Source organism: Vibrio sp. D431a (assembly GCF_030248655.1).
GTDB classification, from domain to species: Bacteria; Pseudomonadota; Gammaproteobacteria; order Enterobacterales; family Vibrionaceae; genus Vibrio; species Vibrio alginolyticus.
This window is the reverse complement of the sequence record NZ_JAHGAP010000001.1, coordinates 153,493-170,820: the sequence shown is the minus strand read 5'-3', so window position 1 is coordinate 170,820 and position 17,328 is coordinate 153,493. Positions and strand designations below refer to the sequence as shown.

The window sequence follows — 17,328 nt, the reverse complement described above, 5'->3', positions numbered from 1 at the left end:
CGCCAGCTTTCATTTCCGTATAAATATCAAGCAAACTTCTTTGTCACTATTTTTCGTTAGTGCAGATAAATGCATAATGCAGCATTATCATCGAGCAGGAAAAGAAGTATGACAGCTAGACACAAAGTAGTTGAAGGAATCCAATTTGATTTGCCTAACGTGCGCCAGACAGCAATTCACTTAATAAGGACAGAGTCGTGCTCTAATGTATTCTCGGAAGAAACGTTAAAAGAACACCTCATCGAAGAAGCACAAAAGGTTGTAAAATCAGAAAGTTTTTCAACGGCAAAGCTCATAAACATACCCGCAACCAAAGCATATATCGTTGTTGAAGATTTGCGCCATATGAAGGTCATTGCAACTAACCCGCACAAATTTGAGATCTCGTTTTTTGTCAGACTTGGGCACCGTGACGAAGCATAAATATCTTATTGTGACATGCGCAATACGCAGCACCACGAATACCAATGGCTTGTCAGTAGGAAGATTTTTTATTTCGGGCGAACTAAGAATCCCCTCCTTTTAAGGAGGGGATTAGTCAACTAGAAATCTTGCTGCTTGTTATTCCCTCGATCTCCTGATCAAGCTCTTTCAAGTATTGGCTTAATCCTGCGGCTCCATCACCTCGATTTTCAAGGTCGTAAATTCTTCTAAAAGCAACTTTGTAAGCCAACGAATCACGATCGTTATTCCCCACTTCTTTCAGTGCCTTAGCGTCCGCGCTAGCAAGCGCCATTGTATCTGGATGACAATACCAACCCATTACTAGCCTTAATTACCTTGCGCCTTGTGGTTCCTGAATCGCTTTCTCTGTTTTGTACGACTCACATTTAAGAATCGACTTATTGATCTCATTGTACATATCAAGAGTTAGGTACGGCGACTCTTTAGTCATGTCCATAAAGTCCATTCTTGCTCTTTCGCAATCAACAATGCTCGTACGAATTTTTGCATACATGTCTGGTGATACGTATCGCTCCCCATCAATGATTACAGTGTCGTTATCTAAATTCGCTTTTCGAATTCTCTCAACGTCTTTCTTTTCTGACTCAGCTTCAGCTTCAAGCTTTGCCCTTTTAGCATCCTCAGCTCTTTTTTGAATCACGTAAGACGTCCCTTTGCATTCCTCAACAAGGGACTTTCCGTAACGACTCTTCCACTGATTATCTAGCATTCTTTGTTTGCAGCTGTCTGAAAGGCCACATCTCTTTCTGAGATCTTTAGTAAGAGGTTCATAGACATCTATAACATCACAGAAAGGTACTGCATTTTTACTCGGAGATTGAACAATCACACCTTCCTCGGAGTGTTGTACGCGTTTTGCTAGAATCGCGTAAAAGAGAGGGTACAGCCTTTCTCTTTCGTCATTTTTGAGAGCAGTCAAAAGCTCATTTTCAGTGTTACTCATTGCCTTTTTGGCGTTCTCGTAAGGGCTTTGAACGAATTCAGTATTCGAACCGTCACAGCCCATGACAATAGCACTGGCGGTAAGAATTAGGCCAAGGCAAGCCTTCTTTGGATTATTGAAGTTAATACTCATAGTAAATTCTCAAAAAAGTACATTTTTTGCTATTGTGCCACAATTTGATGCACCAAGAAACACATTCAAACAAAGTATTGATTAATCAAAATTCATGAATTATATTTTTTCTTGGCGGAGGTTCACTAGGACGACAACTACTCTTGCGACGCTGAAAAAAGCCCTGTCGACGAACACATTCATGATCAAAAAAGGCAAGTTCTACAACTTGCCTTTTTGTTATCTAATTTGCAAATGAGTTATTTAGAGTGATTAGGTTTCTGAATAACCAACTCTGTCTTAAAAGCTTCGCACCTCAGCAACGCCTTGTTTATCTCGCTATACATCTCTACAGTCAAGAATGGCGTATCGGCTGTCAGCGACATGAAGGTCATTCTAGCTCTCTCACAATCTTTGATGCTTTCACGCACTTTCGGATAATACTCAGGTGATATGTAACGCTTTCCGTCGATAATTGTCGTAATGGAGTCTAAGTCATGCTTTTGAGCTCTATCCAGACCTTCAGAATGGTTGTCCGCTTTCACATTTGGTTTCCCATTGCACTGTTCTATTAGAGATATTCCGTAAACAGCCCTCCATTTTTCATTAGGCATTCTTGAAAGGCAACGCTCTGCGCCCTTGCACTTTCCATTAAGTAAAGAAGTTGTCGCCTCAAAAGTATCAATAACATCACAAAATGGTGTGTCTTTAAAATCTGGCTTTTCTCTTGATACCGCTCCTTCAGAAAACTCCAATCGCTTAGACAAAATCTCATAGTACAGTGGCTTTAAGCTTTTCTTTTCATTCGTTGTAAGACTTCCAATTAGCTCCAACTCTAAAGAGCTCATGGCTAGATTTGCATTTTTCTCCAAGGAAAATGATTCTTCTTTATCAATATCATCGTCTAATGTGGCAATAATAAAAATCAAAATAACCAACGACGCGATAATGAACTTAACTACTTTTGGTAGTCTATATTCTTCATTTGAGTAAGGAGATAGTCCTTCAATCATATCAGTTACCATATTGTTTTTTTGCAATAGTACCACAATTGAGGGTTTTGTGAATCGCCTGATTTATTATAAAAAAAGCAAGCTCTCGGAGCTTGCTTCTTCATATTCCATCAGACTTAATAAATGCTTCGCCAGAAATTCGACATCCCTGTAAAGACATTCGGCATATTCATACCCAAAACCTCTACAGTATCGACATTTAAAAGTATTTTTGTTGCCTTCCCTGTTACTGATTTGACGTCCACAAATGTATACGGGAAGTAACGCGAGTCGTAACTTTGGTCACGATTATCACCAGACACAAAAATCTTTCCTTCTGGAACCTCCCATTTTCCATAGCGTTTTTGTAGGACTCGCTCTGTTAGTTTTCGTACACCTTCCGAACCACTATCCACACCCTCATAAACCTTTGTAACATCATCACTGAACCGCACGGGATAGTTTGCACCATTATTTGACTCCATAAAGGTAGTAAAGCCAGAAGCTGCGTACTCCGAGTTATTATCTTGTTGCAGTGCAAGCGGCTCTCCATTTACGTAGTACTGAGTCCCAATAAGTTCAACCTGATCTCCTGCTACGCCGATCACTCTCTTAATGAATAGCTTATTACTTTCGCTTTCAATAAAGGTTATGACATCTCCCCTCTGCGGTGTTGACCAGCGAGCTAAGTGGATCTCATAAGGCTCGGTTGAGGCAAAACGGTTAAACAACTCTGGAACCCTTAAAGAATAGGCTCTTTTATCAACTAACACATAGTCGTTAACGTGCATTAGTGGAAGCATTGATTCGCTCGGAATTTGGTTAACGTCTACAAACGAACCACGTGCAATTATTAAGGTGGCAATCAATGCGATGTCATATTTGACACTTTTGATGCCACTAAAAACGGACTTAATCATGTTTGTCTTTCTTAGTGTTTTTGAACTGTTGAGCTACTTATAACTTTAGCTATAATGCTACACAAATTGTTTAACGGTCACAATACTCGACCAAGTGAGTATCAAGTTGCAGGTAAGCCATGTGTAGTGAGATTTCACCGCAATTACTTCAACGCATTCAAAATCGAACTCGTAGAGATGACCTCACTGAAATGTTAGGTCAGTATGTATCGAAAATGGATGATATTGGTGTTAGTCAGACTGTTCAGTTAATGGCAGATAACGAAGTTTCAAAACTAGAGCTTGCCCAAGCCTACATGACAGGGAAAGGAGCAAGGCGAAGACCTGACGTAGCAGTGCGATTATTAGAGCAGCTCGCTGAAAAAGGTTATATCGAAGCTCAAAAAACTCTCGGTAAGGCTCATCACGCGAGAATAGTCCCTAACCCGAGCCCTAAGAATCAATTTTATTGGTATGCCAAAGCTGCTGAGTCTGGTGACGCTGAATCGCAATACCAGTTGGCTGTTATGTATGCTAAAGGAGATGGCGTTGATCTTAACCTTGAACTTTCAGCTTTATGGATATGTAAGGCTGCTAAACAAGAGCACCTAGACGCTCTCTATGGTCTGGCTTGGATGTACATTCTTGGAAGAGGTGTAGATGAAAATGTAGAGAAAGGAGTTTCCTTACTTTATAGAGCTGCATTACATCAACATGTTGACTCACAGTTGACGCTTGGAAAGATGTTCTATGAGGGTATCCATCTTACACAAGACCTAAAGCTAGCTGAGCATTGGTTAATGATGTCTTCGAGCAACGGCAGTGAAGATGCCCTATGTATATTGGGTAAGATGCACCATCTTGGTCAAGGTGTCACAAAAGACCGCTCAAAGGCCATCGATTATCTCACAAAAGCGGTAAAACTAGGTTCAGTAGAAGCAGCATTACTTATGGTCGATATAGCAAAGCACATAAAAGATGATCGGGCACATCATTAAGCAAAAGCCACAGCCGCCATTGATGGCGGCTATTTTGTTTGGTGGTTTTGTCGATATCAGGTAGCATACCTTCCTCTTAGTTTAATATATAGAAGACTTGATTTGTGCCTTGTAACGCAAGGGATGAGGGAATGATTGTGCAAGAACTTTTAGACTTAAAAGCCAAATTTGAAGCAAACTTATCAGTTGCCGTAAGCGAGATCGAAAACCTAACTCAATCAACTTTTACTGAGAGGTTGCCAATTGCTCGATTTTGCTTAGACAAAGCCGCTGAACTTGGAAAAGACCTTGCAGCAGAGTTCTTGACTCTAATGGATGAGATGCAATTAGAAGCAGAGGCCAATACTTCTGAAATTAGCTCCCTAAATGACAAAATCACTGAACTAAAAAATCTTCAGTCAGAGCTTTCCTTATTAAATAACCAGCTAAATGAAGCTAAAGAGCAACTCGGGAAAGAAACATCAAAAATCAAAACACTAGAAGATGACATACTACTAGCAAACAAAGAGCTCCTCGCGCTTAGAAAGTTGCCGCTTAAGGTAAAAGAACTTGAGTCTATTATCGCTCTGGGTGAAAAAAGCACTCTTAAGTTAAATAAGTCTATTGAGATGCTAGAAACTCAATTAGAGACTCAAAAGCGCGTTAACCAAGAACTTCAACAGAAGTCCCCAAAAACCAAATCTACAAAAGAAGTTACTGTTAAGGGACGTAGAAACACCTACTTTATTAGCATTGTTGAGCACCCACTTGAATCCAAAATCGTTAACAACGAAAGAGTTTCTATTGTCAGCGATCTTAAGTGGCACCTCCGAATCCTTTCATCTAACGGAATAGCAGTATTCCCCGCAATTAATGAGTGGTTGAACCCAATCTTACCTCACTGTAAGGAGTTCTCTGAAGACTGGACTCCAAAAGTCAATGAAGCTGTTCTTAATGCCGTCCTTACGCGTGCTAAAGACGGGCACATTCACTTAGTAAATCGCGTTACTAAGGCAAAAAACCTAAAGATAAGTAAGAAAGATTTTTCAGAAGAAGAAGTGCGTTGGCTGAAAGCAGCAAATATGAAAGATGCATACACCGCATTACGATTATCATACACATCATTCACTTTTAACATTAGGAAAAACTCAGTAAGCGAAGAGATCACTGATTACATGATGTTAGAGCTACATAAAAAAATTAAGAAATTCGCGATTAGCGAGATTAAATAAGCAGTTAACCAAACATTATTAGCTCTTATGCATACGCTTAATAAGTGGTATCATCTAGCGAAAATGACATATAAGGGCTAATAATGTCGCGTAATTTAAGAGTAAACATCTCTCAGATGGTTGAGATTGCAGTTGAAGCTCTCAACCTCAAAAACTCTGGCAAATCAATCCTTCTGCCTCTTGATTTTGGTTTAAGCAAAACTCTAACTGAGTCAGAAGTATCTCCTTTTAAAACATTCCTCCAAGAAAACCCTGATGGAATCGACGAACTTGAAACAGAAACGGCAGGCTTAATAATTGAGTTTGACGAAGACTACCTTTCAGTTCGATTAAGAAGGTCTGAATACATATATGTAGGTTCTTCATCAAACTACATCTCGGTTTACTCGACACTTGAACCGACAAAGTATGATGAAAGCAAAATCGTTGAGATTGATGGCTTAAAGCTTTATCACTTGTGCACTCATGACTCATGCTGGAGAATCGACGGCTTAGTGTCTTTTGAAAAACTCTTCTACAATTCACTCTATGAAGCAATGAAGCCATGCTCTCAGGCTATGGGTATAAACGTACTGAAGCTTAACCAGAACTTCTTTGGGACTGGGCTGGACAGAATTAAGCATCTTCCATTCCACGAAATCTGATCATAGTTTGCATTCACACATCATGACGGCAATTTAAGGATTTATTCTAATGAGCTCCCCTTTAATCATTGATAAAAAAACTTTGGTTAACTTCCTAAAAACTGAGTTAGAACCAACAAGGTTGGACATGAAAGCTAAACCTGATATGTCATGGGTCTTGCCTATGGTAAAGGAAGAAATTTTTAAAGAGGTGCTCCACCACTGCAATGGAAACCAGACAAAAGCAGCCAAAATGCTTGGCGTTAATCGCGGTAACTATTCTGAGCACTTAAAAAAATACAAAGTAGACTCAAAAGACACACCCAAGTAACCTTCCAGAGGTCTGGAAACCAACCTTAAAAATCTTAATAGACAAAAAAAGGACGCCAAATGCGTCCTTTTGTGTATTACTTAAATCTGTATTCCCCGAGTTCTTCATACAGCTCTTTGGCTCTCGCAAATTCAGTTTCAACTAGAACATCAGACTGCAATGCCTTAATGCTATCGTCCAGAGCATTAAAGAAGAACTTTTGCACCAGCAACTTACTCGGCAGCACTTTATCGCCATTCTGCAACGCTTCCACACACTTCCCTTTTAACGATTCTGGAGGCATTGGGTAACTCCATCGAGAACAGCGAACAGCGATTAAGTAATCTATAACCTCTCCTTTAAATTCGGAACCTTGAAGAGAAGGCAGGACATCATCAAACAAAAGGTCAATCTCAACACCTGTCAGCATGTCCGATAACTTTTCACTATACAGAATTTTATAACGACTTCTTAGATAGCCACCTTGTATATTGAGTGACATGAGCAGTGCAAGTAACCCCATAACGAACGAAATAAAAGGAAAAGGTGAGGCACCGTTCTCAATTATTTGCGCTAAAGCACTCTCACTACCATAAACATCCCAACACATAAAAAAACCCAGCCCTGAAAAGAACAAACCATTCAAAACCAACCATGGAGAACGCTTCTCAAAGGAATCCTTATAGCGCTCTAGCTTTGCTTGCAAGATAATTAATTGGTCGAGCTTTTTATTGGCAGAGCGCAAATCTTCATTAGCCAAATCTGTAATCACTTTTCAATTTCCTCAGTTAAGTTCCCAATAGCCTTCTTCAGCGCAACGCAAAAGACTGTTTCTAGAGCGTCATCTGCAAGAGTTAGGGTTTGTTTGTTAGCTCGTAATTCATAGATGTTCTCAAACTCTTGAGAAAGAACGATTCTCACGCCCCGTTCCGCAGCAAGTTCTACAAGTAAAATTGCAACCTCAACTCTCAATAAGTTCGAATCAATAAATGGCAAAACATGTTTACCAAGAGCATACAATTCATTGTTTTCAAGTCCGCTTACAAACAACTCTCTATCAAAAGAATCTCTAAGCTTCTTTGAGTAGAAGAATAGAAACACTGTTGAGCAGAGCCCAATTGATGTAAAAAACAAACCAATAAACGACAACACAAAGTTTTGTTCGTAATCACTTTCGACAATCGTCTTGATCATGAACTGAAGATCAAATTGCCCAAAATTCGACTTTACTGACAGAAGCGCAATAAGAAGAAATGATACATGCATAGCAATATGCTTATAAGTCGTCCTCAAGGTCAAGCCTTCATAGAAAGACTTAGACTTTTTCTCAATAGCCTTTAGAGCTTTTAACGAGGAAATGTCATTTATCTCCGGTACACAAAGATGAATTTCCTTCCCGTATACAATCTTCATAAACCCCCCATTAATTCTGTTTCTTTTCTCGTAAATCTTTAAACAACTCTTCTTCTAGGGAATCTAGACATGAAGACACAAAATTAGTCTTTAGATTTAAAATTTGTCCTTTCTACGTTAGGTAAAGCAACAAAGGAAATCATGAGTACCTCTAACAGATCTACCCAAGACCTTAACCCACCCTAAGTAGGCTTATAGACTTTCATACCTTGTTCAATTTGCATCGCTCTAGTAGCCAGACTGTAGATTTCTCCCATATAAATCTGGATTAGTTCGAGTTCATAATCTGTGCTAAATGATTCCTTTTTACATAGCTGATCAAAGTTAGAAACAATCTGACCTGCACATTCACCGACAAGTGGCGTTAGATCTTTAGCTGAAACACGCTCCACTCCCTGAATAACCGACTCAGCAATGGCAAGTATTCTCCCATTAGCAACCATAATAGCCTCAATGTGGCTTTGTCCCTTAATTTCGTTGTACTCGATTGTTCTTAGCATAATGTTAGCCAATCGCTTTGACCGTTCTCGAATCATTCCATATTCATTAGGAATAGATGACAGCTCCATTAATACACCCCATAGATAATGCCACAGTACATAAAAGACCGTTTAACCAGAATGTTAGTTTTTACTCACGACCTAAATTAAAGATTGTGACCTTTTTTTAAGTTCATTTATAAGAGGGTTAAGATTTTCAGATAAAAAAATGGCAACCTCTTTATCACAAAGAGTAAAGGTCGGTTCCTCTCCTTCTTGAACAACCAAAAGAAACGCTATCAACTCTTTTTTCAAATCGTTACCTCTGATCTCGATCGGTTCCTTTGAAAAAAGATACTTAAACAAAAGAGTCACTTCTTTTTCTGAAATGGATAACAAGAGACGATTTTTAGGGGTTAGCAGTTTAAACAATCTTCTAGGTAACAGTGTCGTGGTCACTAGAACGATTGATGCGCATAACGATAACTGGATTACACCTAACTCAACGCCAAAATGCTTAATAGCCAGATAGTTGGAACACCAGATCAGTATTGGTATAGATACGAAGTTTACTAAAAAGACATAAGACTCAACCTTAAGTAGAAACTTATCTTTCCACAACAGTCGCTCAGCTCTCTTTTTTAACCTGTCCAACAAACCACAATCAAGCGCCAACTGCACTGACTCCTTAATGGCGATTTCTTTGCTTTCTACAGAAATAAACGAGCCCATGTGAATAATTACTACTCTTGTAAAATTTATCTGTAGCCATAATACCACAAGCTTAAATTGACACAAGTTATAAACATGGTAGCATTATAGCCAAGGTTATTGTTCTAACCCCCAAGCCCCTTGGTAAAGCGCTAGGCGCAGAACGTAAAATCTCATACTTGATGCTACTTTTGGGGCATCTTGAAATTTGGGCTGTTTCACGTGATGTAACAAACTTAGGAGTACGCATATGTCCTTTTATCCTGCTTTTCAAAACAACATGCTAGGTAACAACCTAAGCCGATACGCCGGAACGGAGATTCTATTTGAAAACCCTTGGTCTGGTGAAGTATTTGAAGGTTTCGTAGAATCAAACCGCTCTGAAGAAGAACTTTACGTTCGAGTACCAGAACTGCGAGATACAATTCAACGCGTCTATATCAAAAACGTCTTGGCCGTAGTCAAGCACATGGATAACACGAAGCCAACCGCAAGACCCTTGATGCTCAATGACTCGAAAGATAACAACCTTTCGTTCTTTGACTTTGATGAAGCGCGGGAGCACAGGCAAAAAACTAGTAGCCACTATCTATTCCTTCCTGATGGACAGCCTGTAAACAAACTACTTAAAGATGCGAGAAGAGAATCAAAATCCAACAAAGAGCTAAAACACTCAACAGTTCTAAACCGTGAGTGCTTAGAGCGTTTTAATACTAGCTATAACAAACTATTACCTAAATGCAAAAAGCTGTCGCCATTCATGTACGAAAATACTCTATTCCTACCTTTAGTGTTCTCGGCAAAAGAAACGAATTTAAAAAATGACATTGTAATCTTTGCATCGGTAGGAAAAAAAGGAGTCGTAACTGGAGCTCACGATTGTGATATCAATCTCCCTAATGGTGTGTTTTTTAAAGGTGAAAGCACTGGCATTAAAGACATTGAATTGCTTCACTCCTTAAGCAAAGCACCTAAATCAGATCGATGTAACCAAGGTTGGGTAGTTCAAGCCTTTGTGACGGGGAAGATTTCTAATCCTCCGTTTTTAAAAGCTACCAAACAATTCGATGGTATTTATTCAGAACTGTCTACATTTACAAATAATAGCTCTACCACTCACACAGATACACCTCCTGTATCTGTGATTAATCTGAGCATCCGTGAATCCAGTTTTCATGGGTTATCTGCTTCGGATTTATGCCAAAAGCTTGGCATTAACCACAGCCATGATCACACTAAGTTAATTACTTTGTATGGGCTTAGTGTAGAGCTGTATAGCAATGAACTCTCTGAGGAACACCCTCCTCACTACATTGTTGTTTTCGAAGATGGCACTACACTCTTCGAATTCACCAATATGCCAAAAGATTTAACAGACCTGTCATTTGAAATTGCACTTAGACTTGCTTCTAAATAAAATTGATGCTGGTGGATGTACACCCACCAGCAAAACCTCTTGGAGTCGATTTGAACGAATTAGATGAAGAAGAAGTTATGATATTTGGTCACAAAGAGCGTGACGCATTCATGACTTCCATTAGAGAAGAACTTGGTGAACCATGGGTAGAGCTGCACGAGAAGCTATGGAGCAAGTATGGGCAACCAGAATGCGGAAGAGGCAGAGCGGTCTACATTGGAAAGCACGTGGTATTTAAAGCTCCAAGAAATTTTGGTGGTATCCGAGCTAATGATTGGGAAGGCTCTGTTGAGGCGAGCGAAGGCGAAAGACTTGGAAAGACGAAATACATTAACTTTGACCTAACTGTGATCGCTATGGAAAAAATCAAACACGCCTCTGTTGACGAAATCATCGACAAACTAGGATTTCTGCCAGACTTTGTAGCTTCGATTGACTCGGGGCAAGTTGGCTGGAACAAGCGTGGGGATTTGGTTGCTTACGACTATGGCGATTAAGCAGCCTCATACGTATTGATAAATTAATCACTTCCAATAAAAATACTTACCCCCTATGTGGTTAATTAAGTAAATACTAATAGCTTTTAATTCTCAGAATCGTGTCTTATCTTTAAGAAAAAAATTAAATGAGACACTCACTTTTATCCCTATCAATTAAAAACAAGCTTATCGCCACAATGGCTCTTTCATCACTGGCACTATGTGGTGGATTTGGCTATAAACTGGTTGATAAGTTCGAAGAGTCCGAAACGTCTAGCCTTTTAAGCGTTAAGGTTCCTTCGGTAATTCATTCAATTGACAGCAAGGTCGAAATGGAGATTGGTCAACTAATCAATGCTTCAGAAGATCTTGCGTCAAACCAATTTATTGTAGATGCCCTGAAGGTAGGCTTAACCCCAGAAAATGAGCTTCAATTACAAAAGACTCTGAAACATATGACTGAACAGTATAAGTTCTACGATGCATCTATCATTGATACATCTTCGAACAAATACTGGAACCAAAATGGCTTTCTTAAGACGCTAACACGAAATGAGGATCAGTGGTATTTTGCTAGCAAAGGGACTTATGAAGGAACCAACATCAATACCTTCAGGGAAGTCGACGGGACTTACAAGGTCTTTGTTAATTACCAAGATCAGCAAACAGGTATTATCACTGCCACTTCAAAAAGCATGAACGCTATTAAGGACTTCCTTAATACATTCAACGTAACAGACAACACACACATATTCCTAACCGACTCAGAAGGAAACATGATCAATCAAGGTCACGAGTCTTTTGGGGGCAAAAAGTCTGTTTCAGATTTGTATTCTGAAAGCTCTAATGAACTTCTGAACAAGAGCGATGTTTCCATTGTTCATACTGAACGAAATGGCGAAGACTACATCGTTGCATCATCTTATATCGATTCTCTGGACTGGTATGTAGTCCTTGAAATCCCTTCAGAAGAAGCTTTTGCTGAAGTTCACGAAGCAAAGATGGACATGACGTTAATCACTGCCCTCATTGCTCTCCTAGTAACTTTAGCCTCTGTCTTCATCGCAAACTCCATTGTACGCCCTATCGAGCGTATCGCTGACGTATTCAAAGACATTGGCGAGGGTGAAGGTGACCTAAGAACCCGTATCCCTGTCAAAGGTAATGATGAGATTGCTCACCTATCCTCTGGTTTCAACTCATTCATCGAGAACATCCATAATTCGGTCAAGTTAGTAGCTGAAACTGCAACAGAATTGAATTCTGCCGCTTCAAGTGTTGATGGGTACTCAAGCAAAACCCTTAGCCTTTGTGATCTCCAATCAGATATAACTATCCAGACTGTAACGGCTATTAATGAGATGGGGGCGACTGTAAATGAAATTGCTTCAAACGCAGCAGTTGCAGCGGAGCAAGCTGCGGAGGTTGACACTCAGTCTGCTGAAGGTCAGAAGGTGGTTGTAAACACAAAAGACACCATTCGAAAACTGTCTGAAGACATAACAGGTGTTTCAGAATGCATGTCAAACCTCGCACAAAAGACCGATTCAATTGAGCGAATTCTTGATGTAATTAGAGATATCTCAGAACAGACAAACCTTCTTGCATTGAACGCGGCAATAGAAGCTGCTCGTGCAGGTGAGCATGGTCGCGGATTCTCTGTTGTGGCAGACGAAGTTCGAACGCTTGCTAGCCGCACAAATAACTCAATCGATGATATCCAATCAATGATTGTTTCTCTGCAAAAAGAAGCGCAGCTAGCCGTCGAATCTATTGAAGCAGGTAAAGGTACTGCTGAACAAAGCACTGCTTCATCAGAATCTGCGAGAGAGGCTATCTCCACCATCGCCAAAAGCATTGGAGAAATCTCAAGCGTTAACTACCAAGTTGCCGCTGCAACTGAGGAACAGGCGACAGTTGTTGATGAACTAAATAGAAAAGTTGATGATATCAACCAGATAACACAGGATAACCGTGACACTGCTGGCGACTTAAGTCGTTCAAGTGCTGAACTTAAAGAGTTGTCAGTTAAATTAGAGAACCTTGTTTCTGAATTTAAACTGTAGCGGCGAACTAAAAGTATGACAAAAGGGATGCTGATGCATCCCTTCTTTTTTGTTTCCAGAACTCTGGAAAATCACATTTTTAAAGTTGAAGGTTTTGAACTCGGCACGCTCTTAACAGGCTTCTCTTGAACGGAGTTAACTGCGCTCCTCATGCTATCTGCAAAAGTGTTACTAGATTCAATAACTTTAATGGCATTATCGAACCCAGCTTCCTTAACGCTAAGCTGTAAGATTTTACGCGTCTCCCCTAGTTCATGATCAGAAGTAAAATCTGGCTCTTTAAGCTCTGCGACCTGATGACTATGTTTGACGAAATATTCGTAATTCTCAATTACCGCAGTTACTTTCTCAACGAAATCAGCACCGACTTTATCCACAAGAACAGCGGGAGCGGTATTAAGCGCACCAATCAACTCAGAATATAGCAAAGGCTCTATGTCCTTGGGCTTATTCTCGTAAAGGTTCTTTGAAATATGTTCGGATAATTCACTTAAGGCAATACTAATTGTTTTCATTTGATTTTTATCTAATTATACAAAATCTAATTCTAGTACTCAAAACACGACACCAAACTAGATCTTGGGTATCCATCAGCTTACATCGGCTTTTTCAACCTGAGAGTTCAGTTGCTTGAGTAAATGAAAGATATCCAAATCTTCTGCCATCAACAGCAAAACTTTTGCAGTTAGACCTGTTGGCGAACGTCTGTTTAGTTCCCAGCTTTTCACAGTTTCCTCGCTAGAGTTGATAACTGATGCAAATTCAGCTCGACTAATGCCAAGAGACTCACGTATTGCCCTAACATTAGGCTTCTGAATTGTGCGAACACGAGATGGCTGACATTCTCCTTTGCTGATTTCAACAGCCTGTTCCAACGATGTTTTTAACTGATCAAATAATTTATCTTCCATTTATCACTACCTTTTGTAGTCACGCCTCATGTACAAAGTACACGCACTGTAGCAGGTACTTTGTACATAAGTCAAACTGCTTATTCATTTAAAAACAAAGTTTCTTAAATACCGAGATCAATTAACTCATTTTCTTTACTCAGTGTTTTTTGTTTGCTTATAATGCCACATAAATTTCATCAAACCCGTTCAATAATGTCCAAAAAAATCCTTCTAAAAAAGGAAAACCTTAAAGAAACCGAGAGAATACTTGTCGAAGTTTTAGAACCACACAAGTGGGAAGAATCAAATCAACCCAATAAAGTCGGCAGTATTGTCGATTACAATGGTTTGCTCTTTGAGGTGAACTCAATACCTACAAAGACGAAAGAAACCCCGTTAGAGTCAAAAAACTACTCAATGCTAATGACTTCAGCTCTTTTGGATATCAGCAACAAGCTAAACCTTAATCAGTTTACCTTGTTTATTGACTCTGAGACCGTTCGTGTTTCAGCCCAAGAGTTTTACCAAAGCAACGCATCAAGATGGCTTATTTATTCAGGTCGAGGATTTATCCGATGCAATGCTATGGGAGTTAGCGCAATAGGGCTAAAGCCAGCCTTTGATACGCTCTTTGAAGCGATAGATTCTATCCAACTACATTAAAAGGACTATCATCAATGACCCTAATTCATGTGAATGCCTGCGCCCATTCCTTGGTGTTGCTATTGAACACCTCCGACATCATTAACGAAAATTCAGACCGTTATAGAGTCTTCAAGTTTGGACTTGACAATTCATCTGATGAAGACATCAATGACGGAATGATCAAGATTATCGATAAGCAAAACAATAGAGGTTATGCAATTACACTCGATAGAGAAACTTTCCATGTGTATGAATCTTCTGAAGACTTATCAAACAAAACGAGTCTGTCCTCATATACACAAAAAGATTTGGACTCGATGAAAAGTGAAACTTGTAAAGCAACACTTCTGTTAAAAATGGTGCGCGACCTTGAAGGCGCAGGAGTGACCGAGAACTACAAACCTCTAGACTATGTTTCATTTATTACCGACCCAGACTATCCAAAGTCATGGCATGACACCCCAACGGATGGATTCGTTGCTGGTCGAATCGTTCTCAGCAAAATCGACGGTGTATACTCGTACAAAACCCCACCCTACAACGAATTTGAACACTGTGACACCAAGAGTAATGCTAGCCAGTTTTGCTACTTTGTGGCAGAAGCAATTAAGTCGGTTTCATTCAAAAAAGGCTCAAGACTTAAAGATGTTTTAGATATCTTGTTTGAGGTTTGTGAGGGTGATAATCAGCCATCTCAGAAGAAATTGCTTTATTGGGAGCGTATTTTCAACATCCTTACAGCAAACAAACACACCGAGCAATTTCCTTTCACCTATAACGATAGTGATCACTCTGCGTATGCGTTCGAGACTGATGGGACAAAGCTTATTGTGCACAGAAGTGAATACTGTAATCACTTAATTGCAATTAAAGGTGAACACATCTTTGGTTACTCCTTTAAAACCGGAAGCTCAAGCCGACTCTTTGAGTCTGACTTACCAAAGTTATACGAAAGCGGGACAATCCTAAACTACAAGCAATTAGCTCTCAGTTATATTGAGGAAGGGAACCCCTCTCTAACATCAGGCTTTTGGTTAACAAAAGAGTGCTCCATCAGTGATGCTTTAAAAGACAAGCCTAAGCACTGGGCTATGAAAAACAATGTTTATGGTGAAAGAGCCTACACCTATTTACTATTTGCAAACAAGTATAGCAGCTACTTGTATGAAGCCCTTGTCAAAGAGTATAACGAAGAGCCACTGGTATACAATCCTGAAGGATTAGATATTCGGGATGCAGAGCCGCGCATACAAAGCTTCATGAAGAAGTGTGGCTTAAATCGTGCAGCCGCATTAGCCAATATCTTGTTTTGCGACAACTTGATTTGGTCAAACGGATCTCCGTTTAATTTAGTCAAAGTTAATGATTTAAGCACAAGCTTTTCCTATGGCGAGAAAGTTGTTAGCCAACCAGAGTTCTTAATCCCAGTTGGCTTCTTCTTGTCATCTATTGGACAAAAGCCCGAATGTCTATTGGACAAAATCCCTTCGGACATCAGTGAGAGCTGGTGGGCAAGCCTTTGGGATTTCTATGATTACATGAAGCAAAGCATTGAATTCAGAGAACCTTACTTTACAGGAGCTAAGATCCACGACTTAGACGAAACGGCCAAACTTGCCGAAGTGCTTTTTACATCTGACTTTAAGGACAGAGTGGAGCAAAATGGACTCGAAACGTTTAAAGTGATCGAAAAAACACTGCTGGAATCAGCAAAAAAACATTCGCTTAAGATCCCCGCCAAGCACATTGGTTTGTTAGCAGATTAAGAGTGTTAACAAGAGCGGCAAAGCCGCTCTTCTTGTTTAGAACTTGAATTTCACATGATTGAGGTTATAATGCCACAAAATTTGTGAAAATCCTTTTTAAACGTATGTCTGAACAAACCAAAGAAGTGCTTTTGTTGGCGAAACAAGCATTTCTAGCAAAACCATTCGCTTCTACAATAACCCTTTTGTCTTATTGTGTTGTTGTGATCACTTCTTTCAGTTTCATAACAAATACTGGCTACAATGAAAATGCTAAGTTCTTAACTGACTTCGCACCCAAGTTCGCATTAATGTGGATATACCTTGCCCTCTCAATGTCAATCTTTCAGATATTTCTAACAGAAGATGTTTTTGAGAAGCAAAAACACATTAACTTTACGGCTTTCAGAGATAGAGTCTTTGAAGGAGTGAAGTATACAGAAATCCTTAAGTCTCTTAAGCCTATCTTTATCCAGTTGGTTATTATGTGTATCGTGTTCGCGGTATTCGAAAGAACCATGACGCCAACTGGTGGAACGACTGAACCAACAAGCGTTAATAATAGTAGTTCCAACGAAATCGATTTCAGTTTTCTAGTACTTTCAACCCTAATGTTCTCCATTACATCTAGTATTTTTGCTGCACTTGGGCACTTGAACTTTTACTGTATAGGGATCGGTTCGGGTTGCAACGGACTCCCGATGGGTATTGTTAGAAAATACACACGTCAGTACGCACTAATCATTGTTTTTAATGCAATTCCAATGATCCCCTTGCAACTGCTTGATTTCACGCATGTTGGTGCAGGAGTTTTAATGGCAGCATCTTCCCTAATGAGCGCTGCAATTATTCGACATCACAGAGGTGATCGAGCTGAAGAAAAACAAACAGAGTTAGAGAAAGATCTGGCTTACAACTTCTGAGGACT

General features: G+C 39.7%; 21 protein-coding genes. 11 read left to right on the top strand and 10 right to left on the bottom strand.

Features of this window, described 5'->3' with window-relative positions; genetic code table 11:
• Positions 1-108 precede the first annotated feature (108 nt).
• A complete protein-coding gene (locus KJB35_RS00985; RefSeq protein ID WP_285468991.1) occupies positions 109-423 on the top strand; it encodes a hypothetical protein in 315 nt (104 codons plus the stop codon).
• Positions 424-538: 115 nt separating this feature from the next.
• Here the strand turns inward: KJB35_RS00985 and KJB35_RS00980 are convergent, their stop codons facing one another.
• The 4 genes from KJB35_RS00980 to lepB form a co-directional block, all read right to left on the bottom strand.
• Positions 539-763, bottom strand: a complete 225-nt coding sequence (locus KJB35_RS00980; protein ID WP_285468990.1) for a hypothetical protein — start codon at positions 761-763, stop codon at positions 539-541.
• A gap of 12 nt (positions 764-775) precedes the next feature.
• Positions 776-1,540 carry a hypothetical protein gene (locus KJB35_RS00975; RefSeq protein ID WP_285468989.1) on the bottom strand — a complete coding sequence of 255 codons (765 nt, stop codon included), beginning with the start codon at positions 1,538-1,540 and terminating at the stop codon, positions 776-778.
• Positions 1,541-1,779: 239 nt separating this feature from the next.
• On the bottom strand, positions 1,780-2,532 hold the full coding sequence (locus tag KJB35_RS00970) for a hypothetical protein (RefSeq protein ID WP_285468988.1): 753 nt from the start codon (positions 2,530-2,532) through the stop codon (positions 1,780-1,782).
• A gap of 116 nt (positions 2,533-2,648) precedes the next feature.
• Positions 2,649-3,431: a signal peptidase I gene (gene lepB, locus KJB35_RS00965; RefSeq protein ID WP_285468987.1), complete on the bottom strand. Its 783-nt coding sequence runs from the start codon at positions 3,429-3,431 to the stop codon at positions 2,649-2,651.
• Positions 3,432-3,550: 119 nt separating this feature from the next.
• Between lepB and KJB35_RS00960 the strand changes: the two genes are divergently transcribed.
• The 4 genes from KJB35_RS00960 (at position 3,551) to KJB35_RS00945 (ending at position 6,573) form a co-directional block, all read left to right on the top strand.
• Complete coding sequence (locus tag KJB35_RS00960) at positions 3,551-4,408, top strand: tetratricopeptide repeat protein (RefSeq protein ID WP_285468986.1); 858 nt, start codon at positions 3,551-3,553, stop codon at positions 4,406-4,408.
• A gap of 137 nt (positions 4,409-4,545) precedes the next feature.
• The gene (locus KJB35_RS00955) at positions 4,546-5,619 is read left to right on the top strand and encodes a hypothetical protein (RefSeq protein WP_285468985.1); all 1,074 of its coding nucleotides are present in this window, start codon (positions 4,546-4,548) and stop codon (positions 5,617-5,619) included.
• Positions 5,620-5,702: 83 nt separating this feature from the next.
• The gene (locus KJB35_RS00950; RefSeq protein ID WP_285468984.1) at positions 5,703-6,263 is read left to right on the top strand and encodes a hypothetical protein; all 561 of its coding nucleotides are present in this window, start codon (positions 5,703-5,705) and stop codon (positions 6,261-6,263) included.
• Between the two features lie 49 nt (positions 6,264-6,312).
• The gene (locus tag KJB35_RS00945; protein WP_285468983.1) at positions 6,313-6,573 is read left to right on the top strand and encodes a helix-turn-helix domain-containing protein; all 261 of its coding nucleotides are present in this window, start codon (positions 6,313-6,315) and stop codon (positions 6,571-6,573) included.
• A 76-nt stretch (positions 6,574-6,649) separates the two neighbouring features.
• Here KJB35_RS00945 and KJB35_RS00940 read toward each other — a convergent pair whose 3' ends face one another.
• From KJB35_RS00940 to KJB35_RS00925, 4 genes are all read right to left on the bottom strand, one after another.
• Positions 6,650-7,324 (bottom strand): hypothetical protein, encoded by a 675-nt coding sequence (locus KJB35_RS00940; protein ID WP_285468982.1) that lies wholly within the window; start codon positions 7,322-7,324, stop codon positions 6,650-6,652.
• Positions 7,321-7,965, bottom strand: a complete 645-nt coding sequence (locus KJB35_RS00935) for a hypothetical protein (RefSeq protein ID WP_285468981.1) — start codon at positions 7,963-7,965, stop codon at positions 7,321-7,323. The genes KJB35_RS00940 and KJB35_RS00935 overlap by 4 nt, the downstream gene beginning before the upstream one ends.
• Before the next feature lie 182 nt (positions 7,966-8,147).
• On the bottom strand, positions 8,148-8,465 hold the full coding sequence (locus tag KJB35_RS00930) for a hypothetical protein (protein ID WP_285468980.1): 318 nt from the start codon (positions 8,463-8,465) through the stop codon (positions 8,148-8,150).
• A gap of 141 nt (positions 8,466-8,606) precedes the next feature.
• A complete protein-coding gene (locus tag KJB35_RS00925) occupies positions 8,607-9,176 on the bottom strand; it encodes a hypothetical protein (RefSeq protein ID WP_285468979.1) in 570 nt (189 codons plus the stop codon).
• Positions 9,177-9,405: 229 nt separating this feature from the next.
• Between KJB35_RS00925 and KJB35_RS00920 the strand changes: the two genes are divergently transcribed.
• The 3 genes from KJB35_RS00920 (at position 9,406) to KJB35_RS00910 (ending at position 13,117) form a co-directional block, all read left to right on the top strand.
• Entirely contained in the window at positions 9,406-10,572 is a 1,167-nt protein-coding gene (locus KJB35_RS00920; protein ID WP_285468978.1) for a hypothetical protein, read from the top strand.
• Between the two features lie 50 nt (positions 10,573-10,622).
• The gene (locus KJB35_RS00915) at positions 10,623-11,069 is read left to right on the top strand and encodes a hypothetical protein (RefSeq protein ID WP_285468977.1); all 447 of its coding nucleotides are present in this window, start codon (positions 10,623-10,625) and stop codon (positions 11,067-11,069) included.
• A 128-nt stretch (positions 11,070-11,197) separates the two neighbouring features.
• Positions 11,198-13,117: a methyl-accepting chemotaxis protein gene (locus KJB35_RS00910; protein ID WP_285468976.1), complete on the top strand. Its 1,920-nt coding sequence runs from the start codon at positions 11,198-11,200 to the stop codon at positions 13,115-13,117.
• Between the two features lie 71 nt (positions 13,118-13,188).
• Here KJB35_RS00910 and KJB35_RS00905 read toward each other — a convergent pair whose 3' ends face one another.
• Positions 13,189-13,632, bottom strand: coding sequence for a hypothetical protein (locus tag KJB35_RS00905; RefSeq protein ID WP_285468975.1), 444 nt, complete (start codon positions 13,630-13,632; stop codon positions 13,189-13,191).
• A 75-nt stretch (positions 13,633-13,707) separates the two neighbouring features.
• On the bottom strand, positions 13,708-14,028 hold the full coding sequence (gene nadS / locus KJB35_RS00900) for a NadS family protein (RefSeq protein WP_285468974.1): 321 nt from the start codon (positions 14,026-14,028) through the stop codon (positions 13,708-13,710).
• A 195-nt stretch (positions 14,029-14,223) separates the two neighbouring features.
• Here nadS and KJB35_RS00895 point away from each other — a divergent pair, with 195 nt between their 5' ends.
• From KJB35_RS00895 to KJB35_RS00885, 3 genes are all read left to right on the top strand, one after another.
• Positions 14,224-14,673 (top strand): hypothetical protein, encoded by a 450-nt coding sequence (locus KJB35_RS00895; protein ID WP_285468973.1) that lies wholly within the window; start codon positions 14,224-14,226, stop codon positions 14,671-14,673.
• A gap of 14 nt (positions 14,674-14,687) precedes the next feature.
• Entirely contained in the window at positions 14,688-16,421 is a 1,734-nt protein-coding gene (locus KJB35_RS00890; RefSeq protein WP_285468972.1) for a hypothetical protein, read from the top strand.
• A 104-nt stretch (positions 16,422-16,525) separates the two neighbouring features.
• A complete protein-coding gene (locus tag KJB35_RS00885; RefSeq protein ID WP_285468971.1) occupies positions 16,526-17,323 on the top strand; it encodes a hypothetical protein in 798 nt (265 codons plus the stop codon).
• Positions 17,324-17,328 lie beyond the last annotated feature (5 nt).

What these genes read in the sequence shown, in the direction of transcription:
- KJB35_RS00985 (WP_285468991.1), top strand. Translation starts at nt 109, where the DNA reads ATGACAGCTAGACACAAAGTAGTTGAAGGAATCCAATTTGATTTGCCT.
- KJB35_RS00925 (WP_285468979.1), bottom strand. Translation starts at nt 9,176, where the DNA reads ATGGGCTCGTTTATTTCTGTAGAAAGCAAAGAAATCGCCATTAAGGAG.
- KJB35_RS00950 (WP_285468984.1), top strand. Translation starts at nt 5,703, where the DNA reads ATGTCGCGTAATTTAAGAGTAAACATCTCTCAGATGGTTGAGATTGCA.
- KJB35_RS00935 (WP_285468981.1), bottom strand. Translation starts at nt 7,965, where the DNA reads ATGAAGATTGTATACGGGAAGGAAATTCATCTTTGTGTACCGGAGATA.
- KJB35_RS00885 (WP_285468971.1), top strand. Translation starts at nt 16,526, where the DNA reads ATGTCTGAACAAACCAAAGAAGTGCTTTTGTTGGCGAAACAAGCATTT.
- KJB35_RS00970 (WP_285468988.1), bottom strand. Translation starts at nt 2,532, where the DNA reads ATGATTGAAGGACTATCTCCTTACTCAAATGAAGAATATAGACTACCA.
- KJB35_RS00890 (WP_285468972.1), top strand. Translation starts at nt 14,688, where the DNA reads ATGACCCTAATTCATGTGAATGCCTGCGCCCATTCCTTGGTGTTGCTA.
- KJB35_RS00980 (WP_285468990.1), bottom strand. Translation starts at nt 763, where the DNA reads ATGGGTTGGTATTGTCATCCAGATACAATGGCGCTTGCTAGCGCGGAC.
- KJB35_RS00905 (WP_285468975.1), bottom strand. Translation starts at nt 13,632, where the DNA reads ATGAAAACAATTAGTATTGCCTTAAGTGAATTATCCGAACATATTTCA.
- KJB35_RS00975 (WP_285468989.1), bottom strand. Translation starts at nt 1,540, where the DNA reads ATGAGTATTAACTTCAATAATCCAAAGAAGGCTTGCCTTGGCCTAATT.
- nadS (WP_285468974.1), bottom strand. Translation starts at nt 14,028, where the DNA reads ATGGAAGATAAATTATTTGATCAGTTAAAAACATCGTTGGAACAGGCT.
- KJB35_RS00920 (WP_285468978.1), top strand. Translation starts at nt 9,406, where the DNA reads ATGTCCTTTTATCCTGCTTTTCAAAACAACATGCTAGGTAACAACCTA.
- KJB35_RS00930 (WP_285468980.1), bottom strand. Translation starts at nt 8,465, where the DNA reads ATGCTAAGAACAATCGAGTACAACGAAATTAAGGGACAAAGCCACATT.
- KJB35_RS00960 (WP_285468986.1), top strand. Translation starts at nt 3,551, where the DNA reads ATGTGTAGTGAGATTTCACCGCAATTACTTCAACGCATTCAAAATCGA.
- lepB (WP_285468987.1), bottom strand. Translation starts at nt 3,431, where the DNA reads ATGATTAAGTCCGTTTTTAGTGGCATCAAAAGTGTCAAATATGACATC.
- KJB35_RS00910 (WP_285468976.1), top strand. Translation starts at nt 11,198, where the DNA reads ATGAGACACTCACTTTTATCCCTATCAATTAAAAACAAGCTTATCGCC.
- KJB35_RS00895 (WP_285468973.1), top strand. Translation starts at nt 14,224, where the DNA reads ATGTCCAAAAAAATCCTTCTAAAAAAGGAAAACCTTAAAGAAACCGAG.
- KJB35_RS00945 (WP_285468983.1), top strand. Translation starts at nt 6,313, where the DNA reads ATGAGCTCCCCTTTAATCATTGATAAAAAAACTTTGGTTAACTTCCTA.